Genomic DNA, 24,200 nt, shown 5'->3' on the forward strand with positions numbered 1-24,200 from the left:
AGAGGAAAGGAGGAAGAAGGCTGAAGCGAGGTTGCTTCAGCCTGATAATATTTGATTAACGGCGACCCTCACGGCGCAGCGCACCCTGAGTAAACTCGTTATCGTTGAAAGACTGACTGAAGTCATACATGTCTTCTTCGTTATCTAACCCAATCGCAAGGTAGCGACGAGAGTTTAGATCATGATAGACATCCAACGTACTCCAATGCGTCGGCACTTCGTAGTAATTAAGACCATGTGCCATCGCGACGCGATACATCTGATCACGGTTATCATAGATATCCGTTACGTGGATTTGCCAGCTATCTTCATCAATATAGAACACACGCTTTTTGTAAATATGGCGAGTACCTTCTTTCAGGTTAGCTTCGACTACCCATACGCGGTGCTTTTCATATCGTACATGCTCAGGGTTGATATGACCGGCCATCAAGATATCATCATACTTCAACTTGTCGCTATGTAGTTTGTAACTGTTGTAAGGGATATACATCTCTTTTTTGCCAACAAGTTTCCAATCATAACGGTTTGGAGAGCCGTTAAACATATCAAAGTCATCTGTTGTACGTAAGCTATCTGACGCAGTTCCTGGTGCATCATATGCAACGTTTGGCGCACGTCTTACACGACGCTGGCCTGCGTTATAGGTCCAAGCCTGACGAGGTGTCAAAATTTGGTCCATGGTTTCATGTACAAGCAATGCAGTTCCAGCGAGACGTGCAGGTTCTGTCACTTGCTGCTTAAACTTAAACAGGATATTTGACTCTTGCAACGCTTCAGGGGTTGCGTCTGTTGCAGAGTACTTAACCAATAGTTGCTCATCGAAACCGATAATGTTGTAAGCACCTGACTCCGTTGGCATCGCTTGACCGCCGAAACGTGCAATCGACAAGCCACGGAAACGCAATAGGTGGTTCCAGATAGCTTCTAAGCCATCTTTTGGCACCGGAAATGGAATACCGATAGCGGTATTTTTAATGCCGTTACCACCTTCTATCAGCTCTGCTGTAGATGCGTATTTCTTTGTTGCATCATATACAAACTGCGGATAAGACGCGCTGCGTCTAGTTGGGTAAATGTTCATTTTGAACGTTTCTGGATACGTTTCAAATAGCGCAATTTGACCAGGGCTTAACAATGACTTGTATTTATCTAAATTCGATTTATCAATTGTGAACAATACTTTGTCATCAGCAAACGGATCTGGATGGTGCATGCCCACTTCATAACCAGCTGGAGGCGCGGTGATCCCACCATTCCAAGCAGGAATACTGCCATCAGCATTACCCGCTTTCTCTGCACCGATAGGCGTCAGGTCTTTACCTAAACGTGCAACTTCGTCAGCGCTCATCTTAGCCATAGCGCTGCTGGCAGACAGCATTGTAATTATTGTTGCTGCGATAAATGTAGGTTTTCTAAACATATCGAAAGCCCTTAAATTGAATACTTAATGTTGAATGAGATGAAATCACGGTCCGCAAAGGTATTCGTCTTACCACCACCCCAAAACGTGTTATAGCCAAAATCAAATGACCACGAATTTAGGTAGTTAAAGTTAAGATTAATGCCCAGCGATTTACGATCCTCAATGAACAAGAACATAGGATCAGGGGTGATACCGTTAACATCATGTGAGAACACTACGCGTGGAGAAAAATTCACACCACTGAATAGGTTGTTATACTCACCCTTTGCAATAAGGCGATAGCCCCATGCAGAAGCCGATGGGAATGGATTGGTCTCTGGACCATTTGAAACCGCTTGGTGGATAAGATTGTAATCTCGGCCAGAAAGCCCCTCAATCGTGCCACTTCGGCCAGTACCAGAAACATTCAAACGAAGCTCATCGTACTCTGGCATGTCTTTAATAGTAACTGCGCCTACTTCACCAACCACAGCCCAACTATCTGCACCGAGCGATGGGCCGAACAAATGTGTTGCTGTAAACTGTGCTTGAATAGTGTCTCGCAAGATATAACCTTGCGCCACTTCACCAGGACCCACAAAAGCGATATCGTCCCCTTGACTAAGCTGAGATAAACCAGCCAAATCATCACGCAGACCCGCAGCGGCTAACTGCTCAACCATACCTGCGTAAAGTAGTTCAACGTCATCTATCTGTAGTGGCTCATCTTGTCTATATGCCACTTCACCAGCAAATGCGGTTTCACCGATCGCGGTATTAAAACTTAAACCATACAGTTTGATGTCTTCTGGGTAGGTAATTTGCGCTTGAGTAAAGGCATTTAAGTTAGTGACATTGTCTGCGGTAATTTGATTTTGTGCGATGTAAGCTAAATCAGCCATGATCGCTTGCTCTGTAAAGTTAGAAGCTTTACCAGAAATCAGAGGTCTACGGCTGTGGTAATTAATGTAATACAAACCAAATTCAGTGTCGTTTAGCTCTGGAGAGAAAATACCTAAGCGTAAACCGTACTGACCACCATCATCAGGTTCGCTCTTACCGTTATTCCCTTTTCCTTTAAGCGCCACTTTAGTCGGATAAGCCATATACATGGACGCTGCAGCGCTGCCAACTGCTTGTGCTGTTGGTACTACACCTTGAGCAACCAATGCGGCCGTTGCATCAGCATATAAGCTGTTTAATGCATCCGTTAGGTGATACAGATCAATATCAGGGTTTGAGGTAAAACCAAGCTGAACGTTTTGCATATAACCGTTTTCAGATGCAAAATCATTGGTTGAGAAGTAACTACCTGTTGCTGGCAATCTGGTTTCATGCCATTGATACTGATAAAAGCCTTCGAGGTTAACGTTTTCAGACAAACCAATCGACGCCCAAAGCATACCGACAGGGATAAAGGCTTCTTTTACTTCCGAGCCAGGCGCTTTCAAACGGTCAATATCCACTGGGTTGACGTTAATGCCGTGGGAAATAAGCGTACTTTCACCCCAGTTAACGACTTGCTGACCTAAACGCACGGAGAGCGGGTTTTTGCCATCATTGAGGTCAAAATCCGCCCAAACAAATGCATCTAGCAAGCGTAAATCCGAACAGACTTGTTTTCTGGTATCGTCGTCTTCACACGGGTCAACTTTTTTGCCTGAAACAGGGTTGCTATACGCAAAATCCCCATCTTCCATCGCAAAGTCGTAGAAATACATGAAACGAGTGAACAAACCATAGTTATCTTTGGTAATTGCTAAATCATGGGTACCTTTTAACAACTGAGAGAAAGTATCTCCAGAGTCAAAATTTAGGTTACCAGCATCACCATTATTTGAATAGGCACCCTGTTGTGACCAGATCTGTGACGAAGAATAGATGGTATTGCCAGTGGTTGCTTTATAACCATCCCAGTTAAACTGTGGATGATTACTTTTACCGATGAAATCAAAGTTACGATCTTCAACGCGAATGCTTTGACCATAAGAAAAAGTCGAGTCGAAGGTAATTTCGAAATCACCAACCTCAAAACTGGCCGCGTGTACTGACGTGGCGGCAGCTCCCATTACTGCCGCACTAAGACCGAGCATGATTTTGTTTTTCACAAAGAGCGATCTTTTTATCATTATTTCTCCCCCTTTTGGCGGGTCATGTCTAGAGCTTAAGCTCTTAGAGTTATTGTTTTTTGTTGTCTAAACGATAGAAGCGAAACCGCGAAAATACAAATACTGCTCCACTAAATCAACGCTTTTTCGCCTCTAGGGGCGTATTTTACTCTTGGTAAGACGTCCTACCAGATAATTTATAACACGTATTTCAAGCTTATAACAAACTCATTTAACAAAAATAAAATATGTTTTGCAGTTCTACTTCGATTAAGTGACTTTTTCTAACGATAGAAACTTATTGCTATCATCCAAGATGAGACGGAATCTCCCCCTGATCCCAATTGATGAAATAAAGGGGCGAATACGCTCTGCGGGGAAGCGAATACTCTTGCCCCCATCTTCAATCACTTGCACTGAAGTATAGTGCCCGTAGTAGTAACCGAGGCACTTGTCATAACTCAAATCCATGTAAAAGAAGTACTCTTTCATCTACTGCGCTAGCGCCTTCTCTACCTTCTCATATAAGTCGTCGCTTAAGCCTTCTAAGTTAGCCAAACGACTCAACTGTGCCCGCATCAGCTGTTGCCGCGTTTCATCATAACGCTTCCATGACATGAACGGCGTGATCATACGAGACGCATTTTGTGGATTGATACTGTTTAGCTCCACTAATAGGTCTCCCAATAACGCATAGCCCTTACCATCTGTACGATGGAATTGCGCAGGGTTAGTTCTTGCGAAGCTTCCTATCAATGCGCGAACACGGTTAGGATTGCCTTTGTCAAAACAAGGATGCGCATAAAGCGTATTTATATTCGATATCACCTCGTCGTTGGATAAGCTTGCACTTAATGCAAACCATTTGTCCATGACTAGACTATCGTGACGCCATTGACTATCAAATTGACTGAACAAGCTTTCCATCTTTGTGTGCTGCGCGGCGACGGCTGCTTTTAATGATGCCAACTTAGTGGTCATATTGCTTGAAGAAAATTGATTATCTAGCGCGCTGTCAACACTATCGGAATCTGTTTTCGCTAAGTAATAAAGCGCTTTATTTTTAAAGGCTCTGATCGCGACATCCTTTGCTTCTAATGAGCCTGAGTCTTGCAAAGATAAATAAGCGTGTTCAAACACCGATTGCAGTGATTGCGCAATTTGCATTTCAAATGCATCAGAAATTGAAACGAGTTTGTCTACTGGGATAATTTCAAATTGACTGGCTAACGTATCAAACGTTGGTAAAGTCAATAACTCAGCCAGTAGCGCAAGGTCTCCATCTAACGCTTCCACCAATGAGGACAATGCACCGAGGACTTTTGAATCCAGTGCGAAGTCGTCTGACGTAACCGCTCGTTTAACTTCAATCATAAAGATTTGCTGCACTGCTTCCCAACGAGCGTAATCACTACGTGCAAAACGCAATATGTGTAGTAACTCATCAATAGTATAGCTGTACTCCATAAGCACAGGTGCTGAGAAATCTTCTAGTAATACAGGAACTGGTTTACTTACAACTTGCTCAAACTCAAACCGCTGTTCAAATTCAGTAATATCTAACGCTCGTTGTATTTCTCCGTGCTTTGTTAGCAACGGAATGCTTTCACCTTGCTCATCCAAAAGCTCTAGCTTAAAAGGAATATGCAGTGGCGCTTTTACGGGGTCGCAATCAGCATGGCTTTGGCTCACCGTAATTGCATATGTTTGTGCCTGTTTGTCATACTCGGTAGCCACTTTTACTCTTGGCGTGCCGAATTGCTCGTACCATAGTTTAAATTGCGTTAAATCAACACCAGAAGCATCCATCATTGCATTAACGAAATCATCGCACGTCACAGCTTGTCCGTCATGACGCTCAAAGTAGAGCTTCATCCCTTTTTGGAAGTTTGCTTCCCCCAATAAGGTGTGCATCATACGGATCACTTCAGCACCTTTGTTATAAACAGTTACGGTATAGAAGTTATTCATTTCAATAACTTGCTGTGGCCTTATCGGATGTGCCATTGGCCCCGCGTCTTCTGCAAACTGATGCGTACGCATCGCCATTACCGCGTCAATACGGTTTAGGCCTCGAGAACCTAGATCGCTGCTAAACTCCTGATCTCTAAATACGGTTAAGCCTTCTTTTAAACTAAGCTGAAACCAATCACGGCAAGTAACCCGATTCCCAGTCCAGTTATGGAAGTATTCATGTCCAACTATCGATTCAATGGTGTGAAAGTCTCGGTCTGTCGCAGTCTCTTGGCTTGCCAACACACAGGCACTGTTAAAAACATTCAGACCTTTATTTTCCATTGCCCCCATATTGAAAAAATCAACCGCGACAATCATGTATATATCGAGATCGTATTCCAAATCAAACCTTGACTCATCCCACTCCATGGCCTTTTTTAGTGACGTCATAGCATGGGGAGCTTTATGTAAATTGCCTTTATCGACAAATAACGCCAACTTCACCTCTCTACCCGACTTAGTGCTGTAGTTGTCTTCTAATACATCAAAATCGCCAGCAACCAAGGCAAACAAGTAGCTTGGCTTTTTGTGCGGATCGTGCCATTTTGCAAAATGTCTGCCGTCACTTAAGCTTCCTTCTTCAACTTTATTGCCATTTGATAATAAGTAACGATACTTTGACTCACCGATGATCGTCACCGTATATGTCGTCAGTACATCAGGTCTATCCATAAAGTAGGTGATTTTTCTAAAACCTTCCGCTTCACATTGCGTACAATAAGCGCCATCAGAGAGGTATAAGCCTTCAAGTGAGGTGTTTGTTTGCGGCGAAATTTTAGTGACAATTTTAAGCTCAAAGGCCTTTGGCAAGTTAGAAAGAATCAATTCTGAGTCAGATTTTTCAAGGCTTTGCCACTCTTCACCATTTACCTGACAAGATACTAACTCTAAGTCGACACCATCCAAAATTAATTGTGTCGCATCGCTCACAGCGACAAACTGACTTACAGCAGTCACTAAGGTATTTCTTGGGCTTAACTCAAAGGTCAAGCAAAGCGTATCAACGGTATGGCTTGGTGCAAGGTAATCTTTAAGAAATTTGGCTTGTGGTTTTTGAGTCATATATAGTCCTTACAAAAACGCCCCAAAAAGGGGCGAGTGATAAAACAAATTTGATATCGCCAATTCTAAGGATAGGCGTTTAATTTCTACTTGACCTGTTGGAAAAGGCCTGATCAAGATTGCAAATGCGCTATTTTACGCTTGCCCTGCTTTCTCATTTGGTTCTTCCGCGTTTACTGTTGGTGGCGTAATCTTAAGGATCTTGATACCAAGATACGCGTAGATGACCGCCAGCACAGGATTGATCAAGTTAAAAAATGCGTACATGGCATAATCAAACGGATTGATCAGTAGTACACTCTGCATATATGCGCCGCAGGTGTTCCAAGGGATCAGTGGACTGGTGATTGTGCCACCATCTTCCAGCGTACGTGAGAGGTTTACACTCTTCAAACCGCGCTTTTTGTATTCTTCTTTGAACATACGACCAGGAACAACAATCGCGATGTACTGATCCGCGGCAACTAGATTTGTACCAATACAAGTTGCAATAGTCGAGGCAATTAGTGAGCCTGTGCTTTTTGCAATTTTAAGAATGCTGCGTACGAAGACATCAAGTAAGCCAGTTTTTTCCATAATGGCACCAAACATCAATGCCGTCATCACCAGCCAAGTTGTCGTTAGCATTGATGACATGCCACCGCCACTTAGCAAATCGTCCATTTTTGCATCGCCTGTTTGCAACGCAAAACCGTCAAAGAAAGTTGCCCACACCAATTTCACATAGCCCACTAACTCACCTTGGCTAGCATCAATTTGACTTGCAATAAGGTCTCCTTGGAATAGCACTGCCCATATCGCCCCCATCACCGCGCCGATTGAAATCGCCGGAAAAGCTGGCATCTTCTTGATAGCAAGCCCAAGCAGCACCAGCAAAGGAACTAGCATTAGCAGGTTAATGTTGAAGTTAGTTTGTAGTATCGACACAATTTCATCTATTCGTCCCGCTTCACTTGACGCTTCAGCATTAAAGCCCATGACAATAAATATAATAAGTGCGATTACAAAGCTAGGTACTGTGGTCCAAAGCATATGCTGAATATGATCAAATAAATCACTACCGGCAACTGCAGGCGCTAAGTTTGTGGTTTCAGATAATGGGCTTAACTTATCGCCAAAATAAGCACCTGAAATGACTGCACCCGCGGTTACGACCTGATCTAAGCCAAGCCCCGTCGCGACACCTAGTAGCGCTACACCTATGGTTGCGGCCGTCGTCCATGAGCTGCCTATACTCATCGCCACAATTCCACAAATCAAACAACTCGCGGCATAAAACCAACTTGGATTGATAATTTGTAGTCCGTAATATATCAGTGTTGGGACTGTTCCAGACAGCAACCAAGTACCGATTAAGGCACCTACCATCAATAAAATGATAATAGCACCAAGAGAGATAGTTATCCCTTTTATCATCGCTTCTTCAAGCGTCTTCCACGTAAAACCGTTTTTTAGACCGACAAGCGCCGCAGTGAATGTTGCAAAAAGTAGGGCTATTTGATTTGGACCTGATGATGAGCTGTCACCATAGAGGTACACCGCAGCACCGAGCAAAGCGACCAACAATGTGATCGGAATAAGGGCGTCAATAAATGACGGCTGTTTTTGTTGTTTCAAAAGGAATACTCCTACGCACGACGACCCATGCTTATAATTATTTTATTTGCAGTATACCGTTTTGAGCCGTTTTGAGTAGCTAGGTTGCCAGTGGTCGAGCCACGCACCATTCTCAAAAAGCCTCAAAAGAGTATCAGCTTAGAAAATCTGGCAGATGATAACAAAATTAGTTAAGTAAAAGTAAGTGTAAAAGGCATAATAAAAGGCGCTTGAAGCGCCTTTTATTTATTTTTTAACTTCGTTTTTGGCTACCCGCCCGTATGAAATTAGGTCCTGCGTGATAAGCGCAGCCTCTTCAAGGTAAGGGTCTAATTCTGAAATAACCTCTGGTGCATCGTCCAAATCTTTAACTGGCTCTAAACCGAGACGTTTCAGCCTTTCATTCGTGCGTTTTAATACCAGATCATCGCGGTCTTCACGCTCTTTGATACGCTCAGCTTCAACTAATGAAATCGCCTTATCGTCCTTGCGCGCTTTGTATTCTTCAATATCTTTATAAATATATTCGAATTCTGGCTCTGCTTTTACTCGCTCATCATGGCGCTTACTCAAGTATTGGATAGTTGGCGACAAATTATCGAGGCTCGCATATTTTGCACGAACGATACTATCCCAAGGCAACGCATTATCCTCTTGGCTCTCTCCCCACTCTTCAGGATTGATTGCCGATGGTAGCAAGATATCAGGGATCACGCCTTTATGCTGTGTACTGCCACCGTCGATACGATAAAACTTCGCAATCGTGTAGGTTACACTTCCCAAAGGATTTTCGAATAAATCGTAATTTTTACCGAGGCCACGATGTTGTTGCACGGTGCCTTTACCAAAGGTTTGCTCACCAATCACTACTGCTCGGCCATAGTCTTGCATCGCAGCAGCAAAAATCTCGGATGCCGATGCACTGTAGCGATCAACTAAAACAGTCAAAGGCCCATCGTAGAAGGTAATGCCATCCCTATCTTGTTGACTTTCGACACGATTGTAAGCGGTATGGATCTGAACAACTGGACCTTGGTCAAAGAATAAACCGGATAGCTGGGTCGCTTCGTAAAGCGACCCACCACCATTTTGACGAAGGTCAATGATAACCCCATCTACTTTGGCTTCTTTAAGTTTAGCGATTTCAGTTTTTACATCTTGAGAAAGATTATTGTAGAAACTTGGGATTTCTATCACGCCTATTTTGCTTTGTAGCTCAGAATACTTGGCTTCAAAGACTGAAGACTTAACTGCGCGGTCTTCTAATTTTACTTTGTCACGAACAATTTCAACGACTTTTGGCGTACCGTGACTATCAGTACCTTTAAGGTATTGAAGTCTAACCTTGGTCCCCTTAGGGCCTTTGATGAGATCGACCACATCATCTAAACGCCAGCCGATAACATCTACAAATTCTTTATTATCTTGTGCTACACCGATGATTTTGTCGTCCGGCTTAAGCTTTTCGGTTTTGTCCGCAGGGCCTCCGGGGACTAAACTACGGATCACAGTATAATCTTCATCGTAACTTAATACCGCACCAATACCTTCCAGCTCTAAGTCCATATCCATTTTGAACTGTTCGGCACGGCGTGGCGAAAGATAAGATGTGTGCGCTTCAATGCTGCGTGCAAACGCATTCATGATTACTTGGAATGCATCTTCACTATTCGTTTGGACTAGACGTTTTTGCGCATTCTTGTAGCGCTTGGTAAGGACTTCTTTGATCTCTTCCCAATTTTTCCCAGTCAATTTTAAGCGCAGCGCATCAGATTTAACGCGCTGGCGCCAATATTCGTCAAGCTCGCTTGTCGCGGTTGCGTAATTTTGCTCTTCTCTATCAAAAATGAACTCATCTTTTTTGTCAAAGTTCATTTCTTTGTCGAGTAAGCCAATGGCAAAATCATAGCGCTCAAAGCGACGCTTCATGCTTAGGTTAAACATATCATAAGCAAAACCCAGTTTTCCTGAGATCAATGCATCATCAAATTGCTTACGATACTGTTGAAAACTATCGATATCCGACTGCAAAAGCAAAGACTTGTTAAAGTCGATGGCTTCTACGTAACGATCGAAAATTTTATCCGATAAGCTGTCATCAAAGCTGAAGCGTTTGTAGTGTTGCCGAGTAAATAGGTTAGTCACTCGTTTACTAGCCGTGGTGTGTTGCGCTTCGGGTTTAAGAACTGGCAAGTCCTTAATAGTGACTGTGCTTGTTGAGGCTAAAGTAACACTCGATACGAACGCGGCGACTAGGGAAATGAGTGGTAACTTTTTACTCATATACAACTCCTTACTGAATATATAGGCTATCTGCTTTAGTTTTAACTTGCATTCCTGTTACAAGCTCTACGTGCACTTCATCATTTTTGACTTCAGTGATAGTAGCGTTAACAAGCGCTTGACCAAGTTTAACTTTAACTTTGTTATTAACCTTGACCTGTTCAGCCGGTAAAGGTTCAACTTTACCACTGCGCTTAGGTTTAACTTCAGCAGGTTTATTACTCATTTTAGGGCGTTTTTGGTCTTGACGATCCCTTGAGTGAGGTTTCTTTTTGTAAGATTTTGTTTCGCCATCGCGATTGTTTGGACGCTGCGGCTTTTTACGCTTAGCCATTTTGGCACGGCTCTCGGCCAATGCTTTTTCTGCGTGTTCAACGTGCTCTTGTTCAACCTTTTCAGCCTGATTGCCGTCTAGGTCTACACGAAACTCGTTCTTAGTGACTGCTTCGAGATAACGCCAGTTTGAAGTGTATTTACGAAGCGCTTGACGTACTTGGGTTTTACTGACTTTGTCAGAACCCTCAATACGCTCAGCGATATCTTTGAAAATACCAACCTTTAATGGCTTAATCCCTTCCTTTTGCTTGAAGCAGTTAGGAAATTCTGAAAATAAGAAGTCTAATACTTCATTTGTGTCTTTTAGCTTGTTTGTGGTTTCCATTTTTAAACCTATTAATTACATCTGCTCATCGAGCGACGAGTTTATATAGTGTGTAACCCAGTCAATTAGCTCTTCTATCTCTGCTTCAAGAAGCGCTAAATCACCGCGAAGATGTTCCCAAATACCTTCTATGAGCCTATCTATTGTGTCACAGTCTAAATCTTCGGGAAGTAAATCCCATGCGTGATGAATAAGTTCATTTAAGCGTTCTGCAACAACTTCTTCTTCGCCTTCCCAATCACCAACATCGGCGTAAGAAAACAAATAATCTTGTACCTGAAGCATATCTTTCATTAAAGCGTTTCCTCAAACACTTTAACTAACGCTTCTAATCCGATCTTATCCTGCTCGTCAAATCTTGCCAGACTAGGACTGTCAATGTCTAGCACGGCAATCACTTTATTATCTTTAAAAACAGGGATCACGATTTCTGAATTTGATGCTGCGTCGCAAGCAATATGGCCTGCAAACGCATGAACATCCTCAACCAATTGCGTTTCACAAGTTGCAGCTGCTGTGCCACATACCCCTTTACCAACAGGAATTCGGATGCAGGCTGGGTTGCCTTGGAATGGCCCAAGAACCAACTCTTCAGCGCTATCCATAAGATAAAAGCCTGCCCAGTTGATATCTTCAAGAGTTGTAAATAAAAGCGCACTCAAGTTTGCCATATTGGCAATCACATTGTGTTCACCACTGATTAGCCCTTGAGCCTGTTTAACTAAAGTCTGATAAAAGTCTTGCTTTTGCATTACCATCAAATTCACGAATTGAACGACAAAAGCTAAAGGTACTCTTTCGGAGAAATAATTAAAACCTTTTCGACTGAAAAAGTATTAATTATCTGTAAAACTGAGACTGCTCGGTTAATTATCACTCAGTTTTACGATGACCTGCCCGCAAACCAAACAAGAATAGCCCCGCTGCGAGCATTGACATTAAGGCGTTAACAATAAAACCGACACCCGATTGTGCAGCGAAAAGATAGCTAAATACCGCACCACCAAGTAAGCCCAGTGTTAACAGACCACCATATTGCACCTTGTTGTACCTAAACATAAGGATATATCCGGGAACAACGAATAGGCACATAGCAAGACCAACGATGTATGCGTTAGAAATTGCACTGAGTAGTAAGTTAAAGAACATCTCACTGCGACCGAGTGTAAAGCTGTAGTAAATCCCAAGCACACCACCCACGATTAACGGTGATAATAAAGAGAACCCTACTCCTTTGCCAACTTGTTTCATATTCAACACTCTCTACACTAATTATTCATTCAACACTACTGAGTATTGTGCAAGCAGTGCCTCTGCACTAGCCGACTTTGGTCTAATAGGTATTTTTATCGAGAGTATATTGGTGACCGGAGATTTCTGTTATCAGAAACAAAAAAGCCCTCAAATATGAGGGCTTTAAATGTGGCGGAGAGATAGGGATTTGAACCCTAGATACGCTATTAACGTATGCCGGTTTTCAAGACCGGTGCTTTCAACCACTCAGCCATCTCTCCAAAACCTATGATCCACGCTTAATAGCACGAATCTAAAATAAGTGGCGGAGAGATAGGGATTTGAACCCTAGATACGCTATTAACGTATGCCGGTTTTCAAGACCGGTGCTTTCAACCACTCAGCCATCTCTCCGCAGCGGGGCGAATAATAGAGAATCCCTATGCGCTTGTGAAGCTTTTTTTTCAATTATTTGATCATTTGCGTAAAATTTGGCTCAATCGTCTAAGAACCAGTCAAAATTATGCGTATTTTAGATATTTCAGCGAACTTTTGAAAATATTCAAAGTCTTACGTATTGAGTAAATATTACTGTAGAGACCCAATTAACGACAGATATTGATCCAGAAATCATTGCCCCAACATATAACAATTGATACTCTTATCTTAGTTATTTTTGGGATCAGCATGTTTTATTAAGGAGCTTGAATCATGGCATTCAATCATTCATACAACACTGCAAAACCTGTCATGTCGACAATGGAAACAAACAAAGTGTTGAAAAACACTTACTTCCTGTTGGCAATGACATTAGCGTTTAGTGCAGTAACAGCCGCAATTTCAATGACAATGGCATTACCAGCATTTACCGGTATTGTTTGTTCATTAGTTGCATTTGGTTTGCTTTTTGTTATCGGTAAAAAAGCAAACTCATCTTCTGCTATCGGTCTTGTATTCTTATTTACTGGTATTTTAGGCTTCGGCCTTGGGCCTATGCTTAATCACTATGCTGCACTACCAAATGGTGGCATGTTGATAGCACAAGCACTTGGCACAACAGCGTTAATTTTCTTCGGTTTATCAGCTTATGCACTAACTACGAAAAAAGACTTCTCATTTATGGGTGGCTTTTTAACGGTTGGTTTAATCGTGGTTATTATCTCAAGCCTAGTAAACTTGTTCATTGGATCTAGCATCGCGTTTATGGCAATTAACGCGGCAGTCGTGTTATTAATGTCTGGCTTTATCCTTTATGATACAAGCCGAATTATCAACGGCGGCGAGACAAACTACGTGCTTGCAACTGTGAGCTTGTATTTAAGTATTTATAACTTATTTACCAGTATCCTTGCCCTTTTAGGCGCGTCGGATGACTAACTCAGAATTTCTGATAAAATAAGCCCCATTACGGGGCTTTTTTTATGAGTAAAATTTGAGTCAAATAGCCATATCAGTTCACTTTGGCGTAGCTGCACAGTCAAAGTTAACTTTACTAGAACGGTATGTCGATGCCGCTATTAAAAGTGACCATCAAATCGCGTGTATCTTTTTATACCAAGATGGTGTTTATCACGCCAGTCAAAATATCGTACACGCTTCCGACGAATTGCAAGTCAACGCACTTTGGCAACGCATCAAAGATAAAGGGATCCCCCTGTTGCTGTGTGTCACAGCTGCGGAAAAACGCGGCGTTAGCATCGAAGACGTTAGCCCTTTCACCGTTGCTGGCCTTGCGGAGTTTGCCATGATCTCGAGTAAGTCTGATAAGTGGATGCAGTTTAAATGAGTAAAAACGTGTTAATCATTTCTCAAACCAGTCCATTTGACCAAAATAGCCTGAAAGAAGCGCTGGATGTCGCACTAATCTATGCAGCGATTGATCAACAAGTAAGTTGGCTTTTTACCGGTCCCGCTGTGCTATCGCTCCAGAAAACCCTCAATGCGCCAATACTGGGTTTAAAAGACATGTTTAAGCAATTAAAAACTCTGGAAATTTATGATGTCGAGCGGGTTTATGTCTGTCAGTCAGCGATGGAGGAGTTTAACGTATCGGTACACTCCCTTGCTGTTGCTACTGAAATCAAAAATCAACATGAAATCCTTGCGTTAATCAAACAACATGACTTTGTGGTGACACTATGAGTACGCTACATATTATTTCTAGTATAGAAGCATGCGATCAGCTGCAGTTTGTATCCCATCAAGACACAATTTTATTATGTAATGATGGCTGCTTTGGGCAAACGCGTATCTCAGCTGGAGATGCAAATGTGGTGATGCTGCAAACTTGCGCCAGTGCCAGAGGTATTGTCCCAGAAGCCGGAGTAAAGCTTATTTCTGACAAAGATTGGGTTGAGCTGACCATGACTATGAACAATTCAATTACTTGGTAATCATCATGCTAGAATTTAACAACCAAACTATCGAGACAGATAAACAAGGCTATTTGCTAGACCATACTCAATGGACTAAAGATTTAGCACCACTTCTAGCCGCAGAAGAAAATATTGAGCTTTCAGATGCACATTGGGAAGTCATTGAGTTTGTGAGAAATTTTTATCTCGAATACAATACCAGCCCCGCGATCCGTATGCTGGTAAAGGCAATGGCTAAAGCACTAGGCGAGGATAAAGGCAATAGCATCTATTTGTATAAGTTATTTCCAAAAGGTCCAGCCAAACAAGCGACAAAAATAGCGGGGTTGCCAAAACCCGCCAAGTGTATTTAGGACGGGACAACCGAATTAAAAAAGGCCTCAAATGAGGCCCTGTATAAAAACATTACTTCGTATACGCTCTTGGCATATCAGAATCTGTCGTATATCTGTCTCTTAGTTTATCGTGGCGTGACTCAGTAGACACTTCCTCACCATTGATCCAGATTTTATCGATTGTGGTGCTGAATTCGAAAGGATCCGCACTCCACATTACGATGTCTGCACGTTTACCTGCTTCAATCACACCGCCATCAATGCCCAGTGCTTTCGCAGGGTTAGCGGTAACCGCCTTAAGTGCGCCTTCATGACTCATGCCATTTGCTACAGCAATACCTGCATCAAAACGTAGCTGGTAGACGTTATGACTACCATCACCACCAATTGACAGGATGACATTGACACCTGCTTTCTCAAGCTTACCTGCGTTATCTAGACTTGCATGCATTGAGTCAAAGCTAGCTGGTAGGTTTGATACCGCACTCAAAATAACTGGTACTTTCGCCTCAGCTAATTGCTCAGCGACCACTACCGCATCATCTGCCCCCTGAATAATCAGATCTAAACCAAACTTTTCTTTTAGCTTAATCGCTTCAAGAATATCCGACGCTCTTGAAAGCGTCGCAATCACAGGCATATCACCCGCAAGCACTTGAGTTAACACCTGTTCTTCTGAACTCGGTTTTCCCTCGTCTTTTTTGTCTTTCTTAGCAAGCTTTTCTTGCTGTGCTTCAAACTTTTTAACAACGTTATCTAACGCTTTTGCACGAGACCCTTTGCTTTTGGCACCCAGATGAATAATTAACGCTGTTTGCTTGTCGGTCACACTGTTAAATTCACCAGATAAGTCAACAACAAAACCAAGCCCTGCAAACTCACTTTTACCACCCCAAGGCGCGACAAAGTTTTGCGTTACACCGCCTTTCCTTGCATAGGCAATTAAGCTACTACGTGGATTAAATGCGGTGCTTGCGTCAAAGTCTGCGCCGGCATCGTCATCACCAGCATCACGAGAAGCAGCAACAGCACCAACTTCAACTAAACCAAGTTGGTTCATTGAGCCGATAAAACCTGGAGTCACAACCTTACCGCTGGCATCAATCGTTACATCAGCAGTCACGTTATCTGGGTTAATCGCTTTTATTTTACCGTTTTCGATAACTAAGGTCGCACCTTCAAGTACGCCAGCATCTGTCGCGGTATGGATCGTTGCATTAGTAATTGCGGTAACATTGGCAAAAGCAACAGAGTGAGCTAGCAATGCGCTAGTGATCATGGTTAGTTTCATGGTTTTCATCTCATCAACTCCTTACTTTTGACCTAACATAAAATCACTAACCGCTTGATATTTTTCATCGTGACGATCATAGACTTTACCACCATCCACAAAGACCTGCTCTGCACGAGAGTACACGCTAAACGGGTTGGTGTTCCAAATTACTACATCGGCTTGTTTGCCTTGCTCAAGCGATCCTGTTTTATCCTGAATGCCTAACGATTTAGCAGCGTTCGAGGTGATCCATTTAATTGCATGCTGTTCGTTGATGTTAAAGCCAGACTGGTTAGCCGTGTTCATCACTTTTGCGGCTTCATGATTCAAGCGTTGAATTGTGGTATCTGAATCCGAGTGAACAATTGCACATGAGTTTTTCACTGCATCAACAATTGCAACGTTTTCCTGAACCATATCATAGGCTTCCATCTTAAAGCCCCACCAATCTGGCCACAGCGCTGCACAGTTACCGTTTTCACCTAACAAATCAGCAATCTTGTATGCTTCAATACCGTGGTGGAAGGTTCCTGCGTGATAACCAAACTCTTTAGACAAGTCAATCATCATTGCCATTTCTTCCGCTTTGTAACAATGGTTATGGATCAAGATTTCACCATCTAACACACCACGAAGCGTATCGAACTTGATATCACGTTTTGGTGCATCCGGATTCAAGCCAGCAGCATATTCGGCTTCGTACTGTTCCCAAGCGCGCTTATATTCACCAGCTTCAATCCAAGCTTCACGGTATCCTGCCATGTTACCCATGCGAGTATAAGGGGCAACACCTTTGGAGCCATATACACGCTTTGGATTCTCACCACATGCCATCTTTAATCCATATGGCGCATCTGGGAATTTCATTGCTTGCATTGTTGGTGCTGGCACATTCTTTAAGGTAACACCACGACCACCAAATAGGTTTGCAGAGCCAGGTAAGATTTGTAGCGTGGTGATCCCCCCTTCTCTAGCTCGGTTAAAGCCAGGATCTTGCGGCCATACAGAATGCTCAACCCATACTTGTGAAGTATTAGGATTAATCATTTCATTACCATCACTGTGCGATTCTACGCTTGGGCTGGGGTAAGCCCCTAAATGAGAGTGTACATCGATGATGCCAGGTGTTACCCATTTACCTTCAGCATCAATGGTAATATCTGCCGTGACAGATAGGTCTTTACCAACTTGCTTGATTTTACCGTCAACAATAAATACATCACCTTGTTCTATCTTTTCACCGGTTCCGGTCAGAACGGTTGCATTAGTGATTAGGGTTGATTGAGAAGGTACAGGCTTGTAAGTACTTGGGTATGGGTTTTTCTCTATGGTAACTTTTTCTTTTTGTGGGCCATTATCCTGACAGCCCATCAAAGCTGCGGCAATGCCAGCTACGACTATGGAGGGAGCAAATTTATACATTTTTTGTCATCTCTATTGTTTTTTTGTGACTTTAACTCATGCCATCGCACTTTACGCAATTATGAGCTTCAGTCACAAGTAATTACGACGAACGTCCGGATATTATAACGCATGTTGTCATCAGTGAGTAATTTGAAAAGGCTTAGCTGCCATTACAAAATGTAAATTAGCATCTATATTGACACGTTTTGACACACAAGTAGCAGATAAGAGGTAAATGTAAGAATGAGGTGTTAAATTATCGATAATAGTATTTTATAGCAAAAAAAGTTTCAACTATCTGTATCTTCAGAAATAAAATAATCCAATATTTTACATGCAGTTAGAATTCTGGTACACATTTGACATACTCTATTACATTCAGAATTACTTGGTTTACAGCATTACATGGAAACTTTCGCAATACTAATAACGTGTCCTAGAGATAGCCAAGGAGCTAATCATGAAACTGTTAAATTTAGTATGTGCAACCTCGCTTTTAGTAGTAGGTACAACTTCTGCAGCAGATTTTGTTGCTGCGGATGATAGCAGAGCCACCAAAGTTTGTATGTCGGTTGTCAAAGACAATAGAATCCACCTGTTCCACACCATTAAAGATAACCACCTCAAAAAACGAGTTGTCGAGGAAAAACTACACTGTAATGATATGCCAATCGGTAAATTTGCAGCCACCTATGGATTCAACAAAGCCGCTGATTTCCTCGGTGTAGACAGCAGTACACGGACCAGCATCAAAGACATCGCTCAAATAGACCAAAAGACTATTTTTGTCTCAGGTTCAAAGTAGGCATGTCGACATGTTTGTAAACAAAAAAGCAAGGCGTAGCAATCCCTGACTACGCCTTTTTCTACTATACGATTGCAGCCAACAACCCAAATAGACCACCGAAAACCCCACCCCACACAACTAACCAACCTAAGTGAGTCTTAATCATGGTTTGTACAATTTCCTTTACCATTTGCGGCGTTAGCTCATTAAGTCGCTCATCTACCGCTTTTTCAATGGTTTGATGTAAATCATCGCCAAGTAGGCCATTACTGAGTGACTCACCAATTGCAGCATCAAACTCTGGCTGTTCACCAAGCTCAACTATTGCTAATCGCATTTTCTCTATAAATGGTTCTCGCAACGGTTGTACAGCTTCAGTCCCACCAAACATCTGTAACATCGCGCCAAATTGAGACGCCTCAATCACACTTAACAAACGGTCGAACGCAGGATTTAAATCGACTTTATTAGCGATAGGTGCCAAGTCAAACTTTGGGTGCTCCTTGCCGAGAAACTTTTCTAGTTTTTCTTTACTAAAGAACTCGCTCAAGATGAGCTCTCGAATCGACGTTTTAAACGACTCGAATTTAAGCGTGATAACCCCTGAACCGTAGAGGAAAGGCACTTTCTCAAATAACATATGTACCGCTAACCAATTCGTCATTGCACCAGATAGTGCAAACAATCCAACCGAAAACAACACATCGTTTTCCAGTGCGAAGCCAGTACCGGTTAGCAGTATCGCCAGTAGATTGGTGATGATATTTTTATTCAATGTACTTCCCTTGGATAAAATGACAGACATGATATTTTATTTTTTTTAGAAAAAGGCCTCAAGTATTTGTGATCTTGAGAATTTCAACCATATTTTAGAGTAAGTGAATATGTTGGATCTAACTTATGTGGAACAAAGTCAACCAACAAATCTCTGAATCTCTCCATGACGCTTTTGAGTTTTCTTCGAAGCAAACCTTAAAAAGTTATGGGTCTAAAAAACTTTATAAGATTGCAGACGATACCCATCAATTTTTGGTCAAAGTAGCTCCTATTCAAGCTTTAGAGCGATTTGAGTGTGAAGCATCTAATCGTGAAAAGCTTATTCGCGACTCTGATTTCCTCGTGGCCGATACAATAACACTGGGTACGAGTGTTGAATTTTGTTTTATTGTACTGGAATGGTTAGAACTAGATCATCGCAATGAAAACTGGCTTGAGTGCGGTCAAAGCCTTGCTAAAATGCACCAACGTCATGAACAGGAAATGTACGGCCTAGAAGAAGACAATTACATTCATGAGCTGCCGCAACCAAATCAATGGCACAAAAAATGGGAAGTTTTTTTTGCTGAGGAAAGAATTGGTTGGCAACTACAACTGCTCGCTGAAAAAGGGATTATCCTCACTGATATCGACACATTTGTGGAGCAGCTTAAGCCACTTCTTCCGCACCAAGTTCAACCGTCTCTGGTTCACGGTAATTTTTGGCATGGTAACATTGGCTTTAGCCATCAAAAACCCGTGCTATTTTCCCCTGCTTGCTATTATGGTGATAGAGAAGTTGATATTGCGATGGCTTCGTTATTCGCTCCACTACCAGATGACTTCTATCGTGGTTACGAGTCTATCTATCCACTCGCAGAAAATTCATCTGAGCGTTTAGACATTTATCGCTTATATCCTCTTCTGGTGCAAGCAAACTTGTTTGCTGGCAAGTACATACGGGATGCGGCAGAACAAGTGCAAGCCCTGCTCAAATAACTGCCATATTTTCGTCACAATGCGCTATAGTTAAAAGGTATTTAGTTTGGCCAATTCAGGTGGAGGGCCAATGAAAAACCTATATCAACAACGTATTGAATGTCCGCATTGTGGACATCATATTTTTGTCAATCTTGATACAAGTGAAGGCGATCAGGACTACTACGAAGACTGTGCTGCTTGTTGCAATCCAATACACCTAAATATGCACTTAGACCAACTGCACAATAAGCTTGAACTTAGGGTTGATAGCGACGACGAACAAGTGTTTTAATCAAAGCAGAAACGCTATAGATTACGGGCAGCCCATTTGCGAGCTGCTTATCAAGTTGACACAACCTTAGCTAATGCTTTTGGTACCTGCAAATAGAGGTAAAGGGCGTTACTCGGGCAAGGTACTAGTTGTGCTTCAATAGAGTTTGCTTCTTCATGTAGTTTTCAACGGTATTAATAATCGTATAGGTTTGTTGGTCAACCTCTATATTCACAGTATCTCCCACACGCATCGTACCCAAATTGGTAAGCGCCAGCGTTTCAGGTATTAGGTGTAACCAAAAGCCGGTGTGATCAAGCTCCCCCACAGTCAAACTCGCACCATTTACCGCAATAAAGCCTTTGTACATAACATACTTATGCCACGTTTCTGACAATGCTACATGCATCCTACAGTTGCCTTCGTTGCGATGTATTTCACTGATATTCGCGCTTGTTTGAATATGCCCTGAAATTATATGACCGCCGAGTTCTGTACCAAATGTCATCGAGCGCTCAAAGTTTACCTGTGACCCTCTTAGTACTTCACCTAGATTAGTGAGTCTCAATGTTTCATCAATCACATCAAAGCAAACTTGCCCTACCACGTCATTTTCTGGCTGTTCGAAGTGCACCACCGTTAGGCAGCATCCGTTAATTGCTATGCTCGCACCCAAGGTCAGCTTATCGAGGTATTCAGCACCAACAGAAATAACTAATTTTAAAATATTATCGACCTGCTTCGCCGACACCACCGTCGCTTTTGTTTGAACAATTCCTGTAAACATATCTACCCTCTTAATTTATCCTTGAGATTGTAGCGAAATCGCACTAAGAGATGTACTTAATTTGTATTGAATATCCGACTAGATAAAAATAGTTGCGACTGCTAGCCGCAAAATTTTGCTAAAAACAAAGCACTAAAATAAACTAACGTTTTTACGCCTTAAGTAGTATCTCACCATGAATTTTTCAACTTGGGAAGCCAGGCGCTTGCTTCAACTTGCGATCCCCGTTTTTCTCGCTCAAGTTACTTTAGTCTTAATGACCGTCGTTGATACGATGATGGCAGGTCAAGTCAGTGCTGAAGACTTAGCTGCTCTTTCTATTGCTACGGGTGTTTGGAACCCTTTGATTTTTAGTTTACAAGGGATCTTACTTGCACTTACGAGTATTGTTGCGCATTGCCATGGTGCTAATGACCCCGCAGGGATCAAACGATTTTTCCAGCAAAGCTTGTATCTCGCTTTAGCGCTTTTTACCGTCGGTTTGGTTTTAGCGAACTTTACTTCTATTGTTTTTTCAAATATTGGGGCAAGTGAGAATGTTCAGGCCCTCGCTCAAGGCTATATTGATTTTGTGAAATGGGGCCTCTTGGGCTTTTTGATCTTTACGGTATACCGCAATGTCACCGAAGGGGTTGGCCAAACAAAGCCTGCTTTTTACATCAGTATTGTTGGTCTTTGTATCAATGTCGTTGCTAACTATATTTTCATCTATGGTAAATTTGGCGCGCCAGCGCTTGGTAGTGCGGGCTGTGGCCTCGCTACATCCATCGTGCTTTGGTCAATGGCAATTGCACAGTGGGTGTATAGCTTGAACAGTAAACACATAGATGGAAAGGCCCTCATTAGCGGTTTTACCAAACCGAGTTTAACTATGATGAAATATGTTGCAGCACTTGGTTTCCCAATTGCACTGGCTACCTTCTTTGAGGTCACGCTATTTGCGTGCATTCCATTATTTATTGCAGATCTAGGTCCTATTTCCGTATCCGGTCACCAAATTGCAGCCAGCGTCACTACAATGCTGTTTATGATGCCATTAAGTTTGTCGATGGCTATTGCCATCCGGATCGGTAACCTAACTGGACAAGGAGCCTTAGACCAACTTAAGCTTTCGGTGAATACCGCGTTTCTTTTGGCCACCTTAATTGCTCTATTTGTCGCACTCATTACGTATATAGGAAGAGATCAGATTGTTTGGCTCTATACCAACAATACTGAAGTAGCCGCTCTTGCAACCAGCATTATGGTGCTGGCTTGTTTGTATCAGTTGCCCGATGCATTACAAGTCTCGGCAAATGGTGTGTTAAGGGGGCTAAAATATACTAAGCCAATATCTTGGGTTACCTTTGTATCATATTGGCTAATTGGCTTTTCATTAGGCTATGTATTAGCAAAGACCGATTTAATAACGCCTGCAATGGGTCCTCAAGGCTTCTGGATTGGTATTATTATTGGCTTGAGTACGGCGGCAGTATTATTGGTGACATGCGTAAACAAACGGGTGAAATTTGAGATTAGTCAAGCGAATAGCTAGTACGCTATTACTTTTTACTTTGGCCGGTTGCAGCAAGCAGCCGACCGATATTGCCGTTGAATATCAACAACGTTTGGCGAGCGCAACTGACATAGAGGTGGTACTCCCAGCGCCACTTTACAATCCGGAGGTCGAAAAAGTGCCATTGCCGACAAGTGAGCTAACTATCTCTATGTTAGACATCGCGACCGCTGGACACTGCAAAGTCACAAATCTCATCGCTGCGCACAATAATCAATTAGGGAAAGTAAGTTACCCAAGTGAACGCTTGAAATACACCATCTTATTTATTCAGCAAGCTCCTCACTGCATTCAGCATCCAAACACGAGCGACGAGCTGAAACAAACATTAACTCAAGCAGTACAGGATAAGAAACAACAGCTTCCACGCCACTTTCTTCATATGATGACATTTGAAAGAGAGTTGGCAAGTTTGAGTTTGTTAATCGCTGAAGAAGTACCACTAGAGTTGCCAGCAGCCCACAGCAACATGCTAGAGGCCGTTAACGAGCTCGCAGAGCTGGTAATAAACATGGATACGCCAGAAAATCTCAGCCCAGACACGCTCACACCCGCTTTAAAAGTGCTTTCTCAGCGATTTGTCTCATCTTTGGTTACAAGCGTCCGTAAACAGACTCAGCTGAATAATGCGACTACACGCCAATTACAACAACTTAGGCTAAAAGATGGCATTTGCAAAAGCGGCGGAAATAAAAACCAGGCACAGATCATAAACAATATCTTTAACAAGTATTATTTATCCATTCTTCAGCCGTATCAGGCAATGCTATCTCTTTCTACGGAAGAGTTGATCGCTGCCTGGCAGCCTATTCACCTATTGTATCAAAATAATAACCTTGCCGATCCGCTCACGCTTCAACAACACTTGGATAACCTTAAAGATTCTGCGAAAGCACATGTAAAATGGTGGAAAAAATTTTACGAGCTGTGTGAAATCCCTCCAGTATGAACAAAAAAAAGGCAAACAATCAAAAAATTACTGAAAGCCGCTTGATCCGTTAGCTGAGTCACTATATATTACAACGCGTTGACAGGCACAGACCTGAAAACAATTAATAAACGAATGTTATTGTACGACCGTAGCTCAGTTGGTTAGAGCACTACCTTGACATGGTAGGGGTCGGTGGTTCGAATCCACTCGGTCGTACCAAATCTTATAATACAACCGTAGCTCAGTTGGTTAGAGCACTACCTTGACATGGTAGGGGTCGGTGGTTCGAATCCACTCGGTTGTACCAATCCTAAATATTCAGTCTTATCTAATAAGAATCCATTCGATTGTACCAACCTTAGATTTAATTCAAATAAAGAA

The 24,200-nt window shown here is 42.4% G+C and carries 24 protein-coding genes and 4 tRNA genes; 12 read left to right on the top strand and 16 right to left on the bottom strand.

Features of this window, described 5'->3' with window-relative positions:
• Window positions 1-55 precede the first annotated feature (55 nt).
• From L3V43_RS05965 to L3V43_RS06020, 12 genes are all read right to left on the bottom strand, one after another.
• Entirely contained in the window at window positions 56-1,423 is a 1,368-nt protein-coding gene (locus tag L3V43_RS05965) for a DUF1329 domain-containing protein (protein ID WP_017218691.1), read from the bottom strand.
• 11 nt (window positions 1,424-1,434) lie between these two features.
• Complete coding sequence (locus L3V43_RS05970; protein WP_010604629.1) at window positions 1,435-3,534, bottom strand: DUF1302 domain-containing protein; 2,100 nt, start codon at window positions 3,532-3,534, stop codon at window positions 1,435-1,437.
• Window positions 3,535-3,783: 249 nt separating this feature from the next.
• On the bottom strand, window positions 3,784-4,005 hold the full coding sequence (locus L3V43_RS05975) for a DUF2835 domain-containing protein (protein ID WP_010604628.1): 222 nt from the start codon (window positions 4,003-4,005) through the stop codon (window positions 3,784-3,786).
• Window positions 4,006-6,591: an aminopeptidase N gene (pepN, locus tag L3V43_RS05980; protein WP_235367490.1), complete on the bottom strand. Its 2,586-nt coding sequence runs from the start codon at window positions 6,589-6,591 to the stop codon at window positions 4,006-4,008.
• A gap of 135 nt (window positions 6,592-6,726) precedes the next feature.
• The gene (gene nhaC / locus L3V43_RS05985) at window positions 6,727-8,208 is read right to left on the bottom strand and encodes a Na+/H+ antiporter NhaC (protein ID WP_010371552.1); all 1,482 of its coding nucleotides are present in this window, start codon (window positions 8,206-8,208) and stop codon (window positions 6,727-6,729) included.
• Between the two features lie 225 nt (window positions 8,209-8,433).
• Window positions 8,434-10,470 (bottom strand): carboxy terminal-processing peptidase, encoded by a 2,037-nt coding sequence (prc, locus tag L3V43_RS05990; RefSeq protein ID WP_102056710.1) that lies wholly within the window; start codon window positions 10,468-10,470, stop codon window positions 8,434-8,436.
• 10 nt (window positions 10,471-10,480) lie between these two features.
• Window positions 10,481-11,131: an RNA chaperone ProQ gene (gene proQ / locus L3V43_RS05995; RefSeq protein ID WP_010604625.1), complete on the bottom strand. Its 651-nt coding sequence runs from the start codon at window positions 11,129-11,131 to the stop codon at window positions 10,481-10,483.
• A 15-nt stretch (window positions 11,132-11,146) separates the two neighbouring features.
• Window positions 11,147-11,425, bottom strand: a complete 279-nt coding sequence (locus tag L3V43_RS06000; RefSeq protein WP_102056709.1) for a hypothetical protein — start codon at window positions 11,423-11,425, stop codon at window positions 11,147-11,149.
• On the bottom strand, window positions 11,425-11,883 hold the full coding sequence (locus L3V43_RS06005; RefSeq protein WP_010604624.1) for a GAF domain-containing protein: 459 nt from the start codon (window positions 11,881-11,883) through the stop codon (window positions 11,425-11,427). Before L3V43_RS06005 ends, L3V43_RS06000 begins: the two co-directional genes overlap by 1 nt.
• Before the next feature lie 121 nt (window positions 11,884-12,004).
• The gene (locus L3V43_RS06010) at window positions 12,005-12,382 is read right to left on the bottom strand and encodes a hypothetical protein (protein WP_010371562.1); all 378 of its coding nucleotides are present in this window, start codon (window positions 12,380-12,382) and stop codon (window positions 12,005-12,007) included.
• A 172-nt stretch (window positions 12,383-12,554) separates the two neighbouring features.
• Window positions 12,555-12,645 (bottom strand) — tRNA-Ser (locus L3V43_RS06015).
• A 42-nt stretch (window positions 12,646-12,687) separates the two neighbouring features.
• A tRNA-Ser gene (locus tag L3V43_RS06020) sits at window positions 12,688-12,778 on the bottom strand.
• Between the two features lie 297 nt (window positions 12,779-13,075).
• Between L3V43_RS06020 and L3V43_RS06025 the strand changes: the two genes are divergently transcribed.
• From L3V43_RS06025 to L3V43_RS06045, 5 genes are read left to right on the top strand one after another with little or no spacing between them, the layout of a single operon-like run.
• Window positions 13,076-13,741 carry a Bax inhibitor-1/YccA family protein gene (locus tag L3V43_RS06025; RefSeq protein WP_010604622.1) on the top strand — a complete coding sequence of 222 codons (666 nt, stop codon included), beginning with the start codon at window positions 13,076-13,078 and terminating at the stop codon, window positions 13,739-13,741.
• Between the two features lie 55 nt (window positions 13,742-13,796).
• Window positions 13,797-14,150, top strand: a complete 354-nt coding sequence (gene tusD / locus L3V43_RS06030) for a sulfurtransferase complex subunit TusD (protein ID WP_010604621.1) — start codon at window positions 13,797-13,799, stop codon at window positions 14,148-14,150.
• Window positions 14,147-14,506, top strand: coding sequence for a DsrE family protein (locus L3V43_RS06035; RefSeq protein WP_237116153.1), 360 nt, complete (start codon window positions 14,147-14,149; stop codon window positions 14,504-14,506). The genes tusD and L3V43_RS06035 overlap by 4 nt, the downstream gene beginning before the upstream one ends.
• Entirely contained in the window at window positions 14,503-14,757 is a 255-nt protein-coding gene (locus tag L3V43_RS06040; RefSeq protein ID WP_102056707.1) for a DsrH/TusB family sulfur metabolism protein, read from the top strand. Before L3V43_RS06035 ends, L3V43_RS06040 begins: the two co-directional genes overlap by 4 nt.
• Window positions 14,758-14,762: 5 nt before the next feature.
• On the top strand, window positions 14,763-15,092 hold the full coding sequence (locus L3V43_RS06045; protein ID WP_045989037.1) for a TusE/DsrC/DsvC family sulfur relay protein: 330 nt from the start codon (window positions 14,763-14,765) through the stop codon (window positions 15,090-15,092).
• Window positions 15,093-15,144: 52 nt separating this feature from the next.
• Here the strand turns inward: L3V43_RS06045 and L3V43_RS06050 are convergent, their stop codons facing one another.
• Both L3V43_RS06050 and L3V43_RS06055 read right to left on the bottom strand, forming a co-directional pair.
• Window positions 15,145-16,374 (bottom strand): amidohydrolase family protein, encoded by a 1,230-nt coding sequence (locus L3V43_RS06050; RefSeq protein ID WP_235367492.1) that lies wholly within the window; start codon window positions 16,372-16,374, stop codon window positions 15,145-15,147.
• A 12-nt stretch (window positions 16,375-16,386) separates the two neighbouring features.
• A complete protein-coding gene (locus L3V43_RS06055; protein WP_010604616.1) occupies window positions 16,387-17,769 on the bottom strand; it encodes an amidohydrolase in 1,383 nt (460 codons plus the stop codon).
• 442 nt (window positions 17,770-18,211) lie between these two features.
• On the opposite strand from L3V43_RS06055, the gene L3V43_RS06060 reads away from it, so the two are divergent.
• Window positions 18,212-18,556, top strand: coding sequence for a DUF3718 domain-containing protein (locus L3V43_RS06060; RefSeq protein ID WP_102056705.1), 345 nt, complete (start codon window positions 18,212-18,214; stop codon window positions 18,554-18,556).
• 64 nt (window positions 18,557-18,620) lie between these two features.
• Here L3V43_RS06060 and L3V43_RS06065 read toward each other — a convergent pair whose 3' ends face one another.
• Window positions 18,621-19,313 carry a hypothetical protein gene (locus L3V43_RS06065; RefSeq protein ID WP_010604614.1) on the bottom strand — a complete coding sequence of 231 codons (693 nt, stop codon included), beginning with the start codon at window positions 19,311-19,313 and terminating at the stop codon, window positions 18,621-18,623.
• Between the two features lie 125 nt (window positions 19,314-19,438).
• Between L3V43_RS06065 and L3V43_RS06070 the strand changes: the two genes are divergently transcribed.
• The gene (locus tag L3V43_RS06070) at window positions 19,439-20,293 is read left to right on the top strand and encodes a fructosamine kinase family protein (protein WP_237116154.1); all 855 of its coding nucleotides are present in this window, start codon (window positions 19,439-19,441) and stop codon (window positions 20,291-20,293) included.
• A 70-nt stretch (window positions 20,294-20,363) separates the two neighbouring features.
• Window positions 20,364-20,567 (top strand): CPXCG motif-containing cysteine-rich protein, encoded by a 204-nt coding sequence (locus tag L3V43_RS06075; RefSeq protein WP_010604612.1) that lies wholly within the window; start codon window positions 20,364-20,366, stop codon window positions 20,565-20,567.
• Window positions 20,568-20,691: 124 nt separating this feature from the next.
• On the opposite strand, the gene L3V43_RS06080 is transcribed toward L3V43_RS06075, so the two are convergent.
• On the bottom strand, window positions 20,692-21,333 hold the full coding sequence (locus tag L3V43_RS06080; RefSeq protein WP_237116155.1) for a riboflavin synthase subunit alpha: 642 nt from the start codon (window positions 21,331-21,333) through the stop codon (window positions 20,692-20,694).
• A gap of 175 nt (window positions 21,334-21,508) precedes the next feature.
• Here L3V43_RS06080 and L3V43_RS06085 point away from each other — a divergent pair, with 175 nt between their 5' ends.
• The 4 genes from L3V43_RS06085 to L3V43_RS06100 all read left to right on the top strand — a co-directional run bounded on the left by L3V43_RS06085 (window position 21,509) and on the right by L3V43_RS06100 (window position 24,126).
• Window positions 21,509-22,867: an MATE family efflux transporter gene (locus tag L3V43_RS06085; RefSeq protein ID WP_102056702.1), complete on the top strand. Its 1,359-nt coding sequence runs from the start codon at window positions 21,509-21,511 to the stop codon at window positions 22,865-22,867.
• Complete coding sequence (locus L3V43_RS06090; protein WP_102056701.1) at window positions 22,842-23,837, top strand: DUF3080 family protein; 996 nt, start codon at window positions 22,842-22,844, stop codon at window positions 23,835-23,837. The genes L3V43_RS06085 and L3V43_RS06090 overlap by 26 nt, the downstream gene beginning before the upstream one ends.
• A 124-nt stretch (window positions 23,838-23,961) precedes the next feature.
• Window positions 23,962-24,038 (top strand) — tRNA-Val (locus L3V43_RS06095).
• An 11-nt stretch (window positions 24,039-24,049) separates the two neighbouring features.
• A tRNA-Val gene (locus L3V43_RS06100) sits at window positions 24,050-24,126 on the top strand.
• The last annotated feature ends 74 nt before the right edge of the window (window positions 24,127-24,200 follow it).

This window comes from Pseudoalteromonas sp. L23, from assembly GCF_021728455.1.
GTDB lineage: Bacteria > Pseudomonadota > Gammaproteobacteria > Enterobacterales > Alteromonadaceae > Pseudoalteromonas.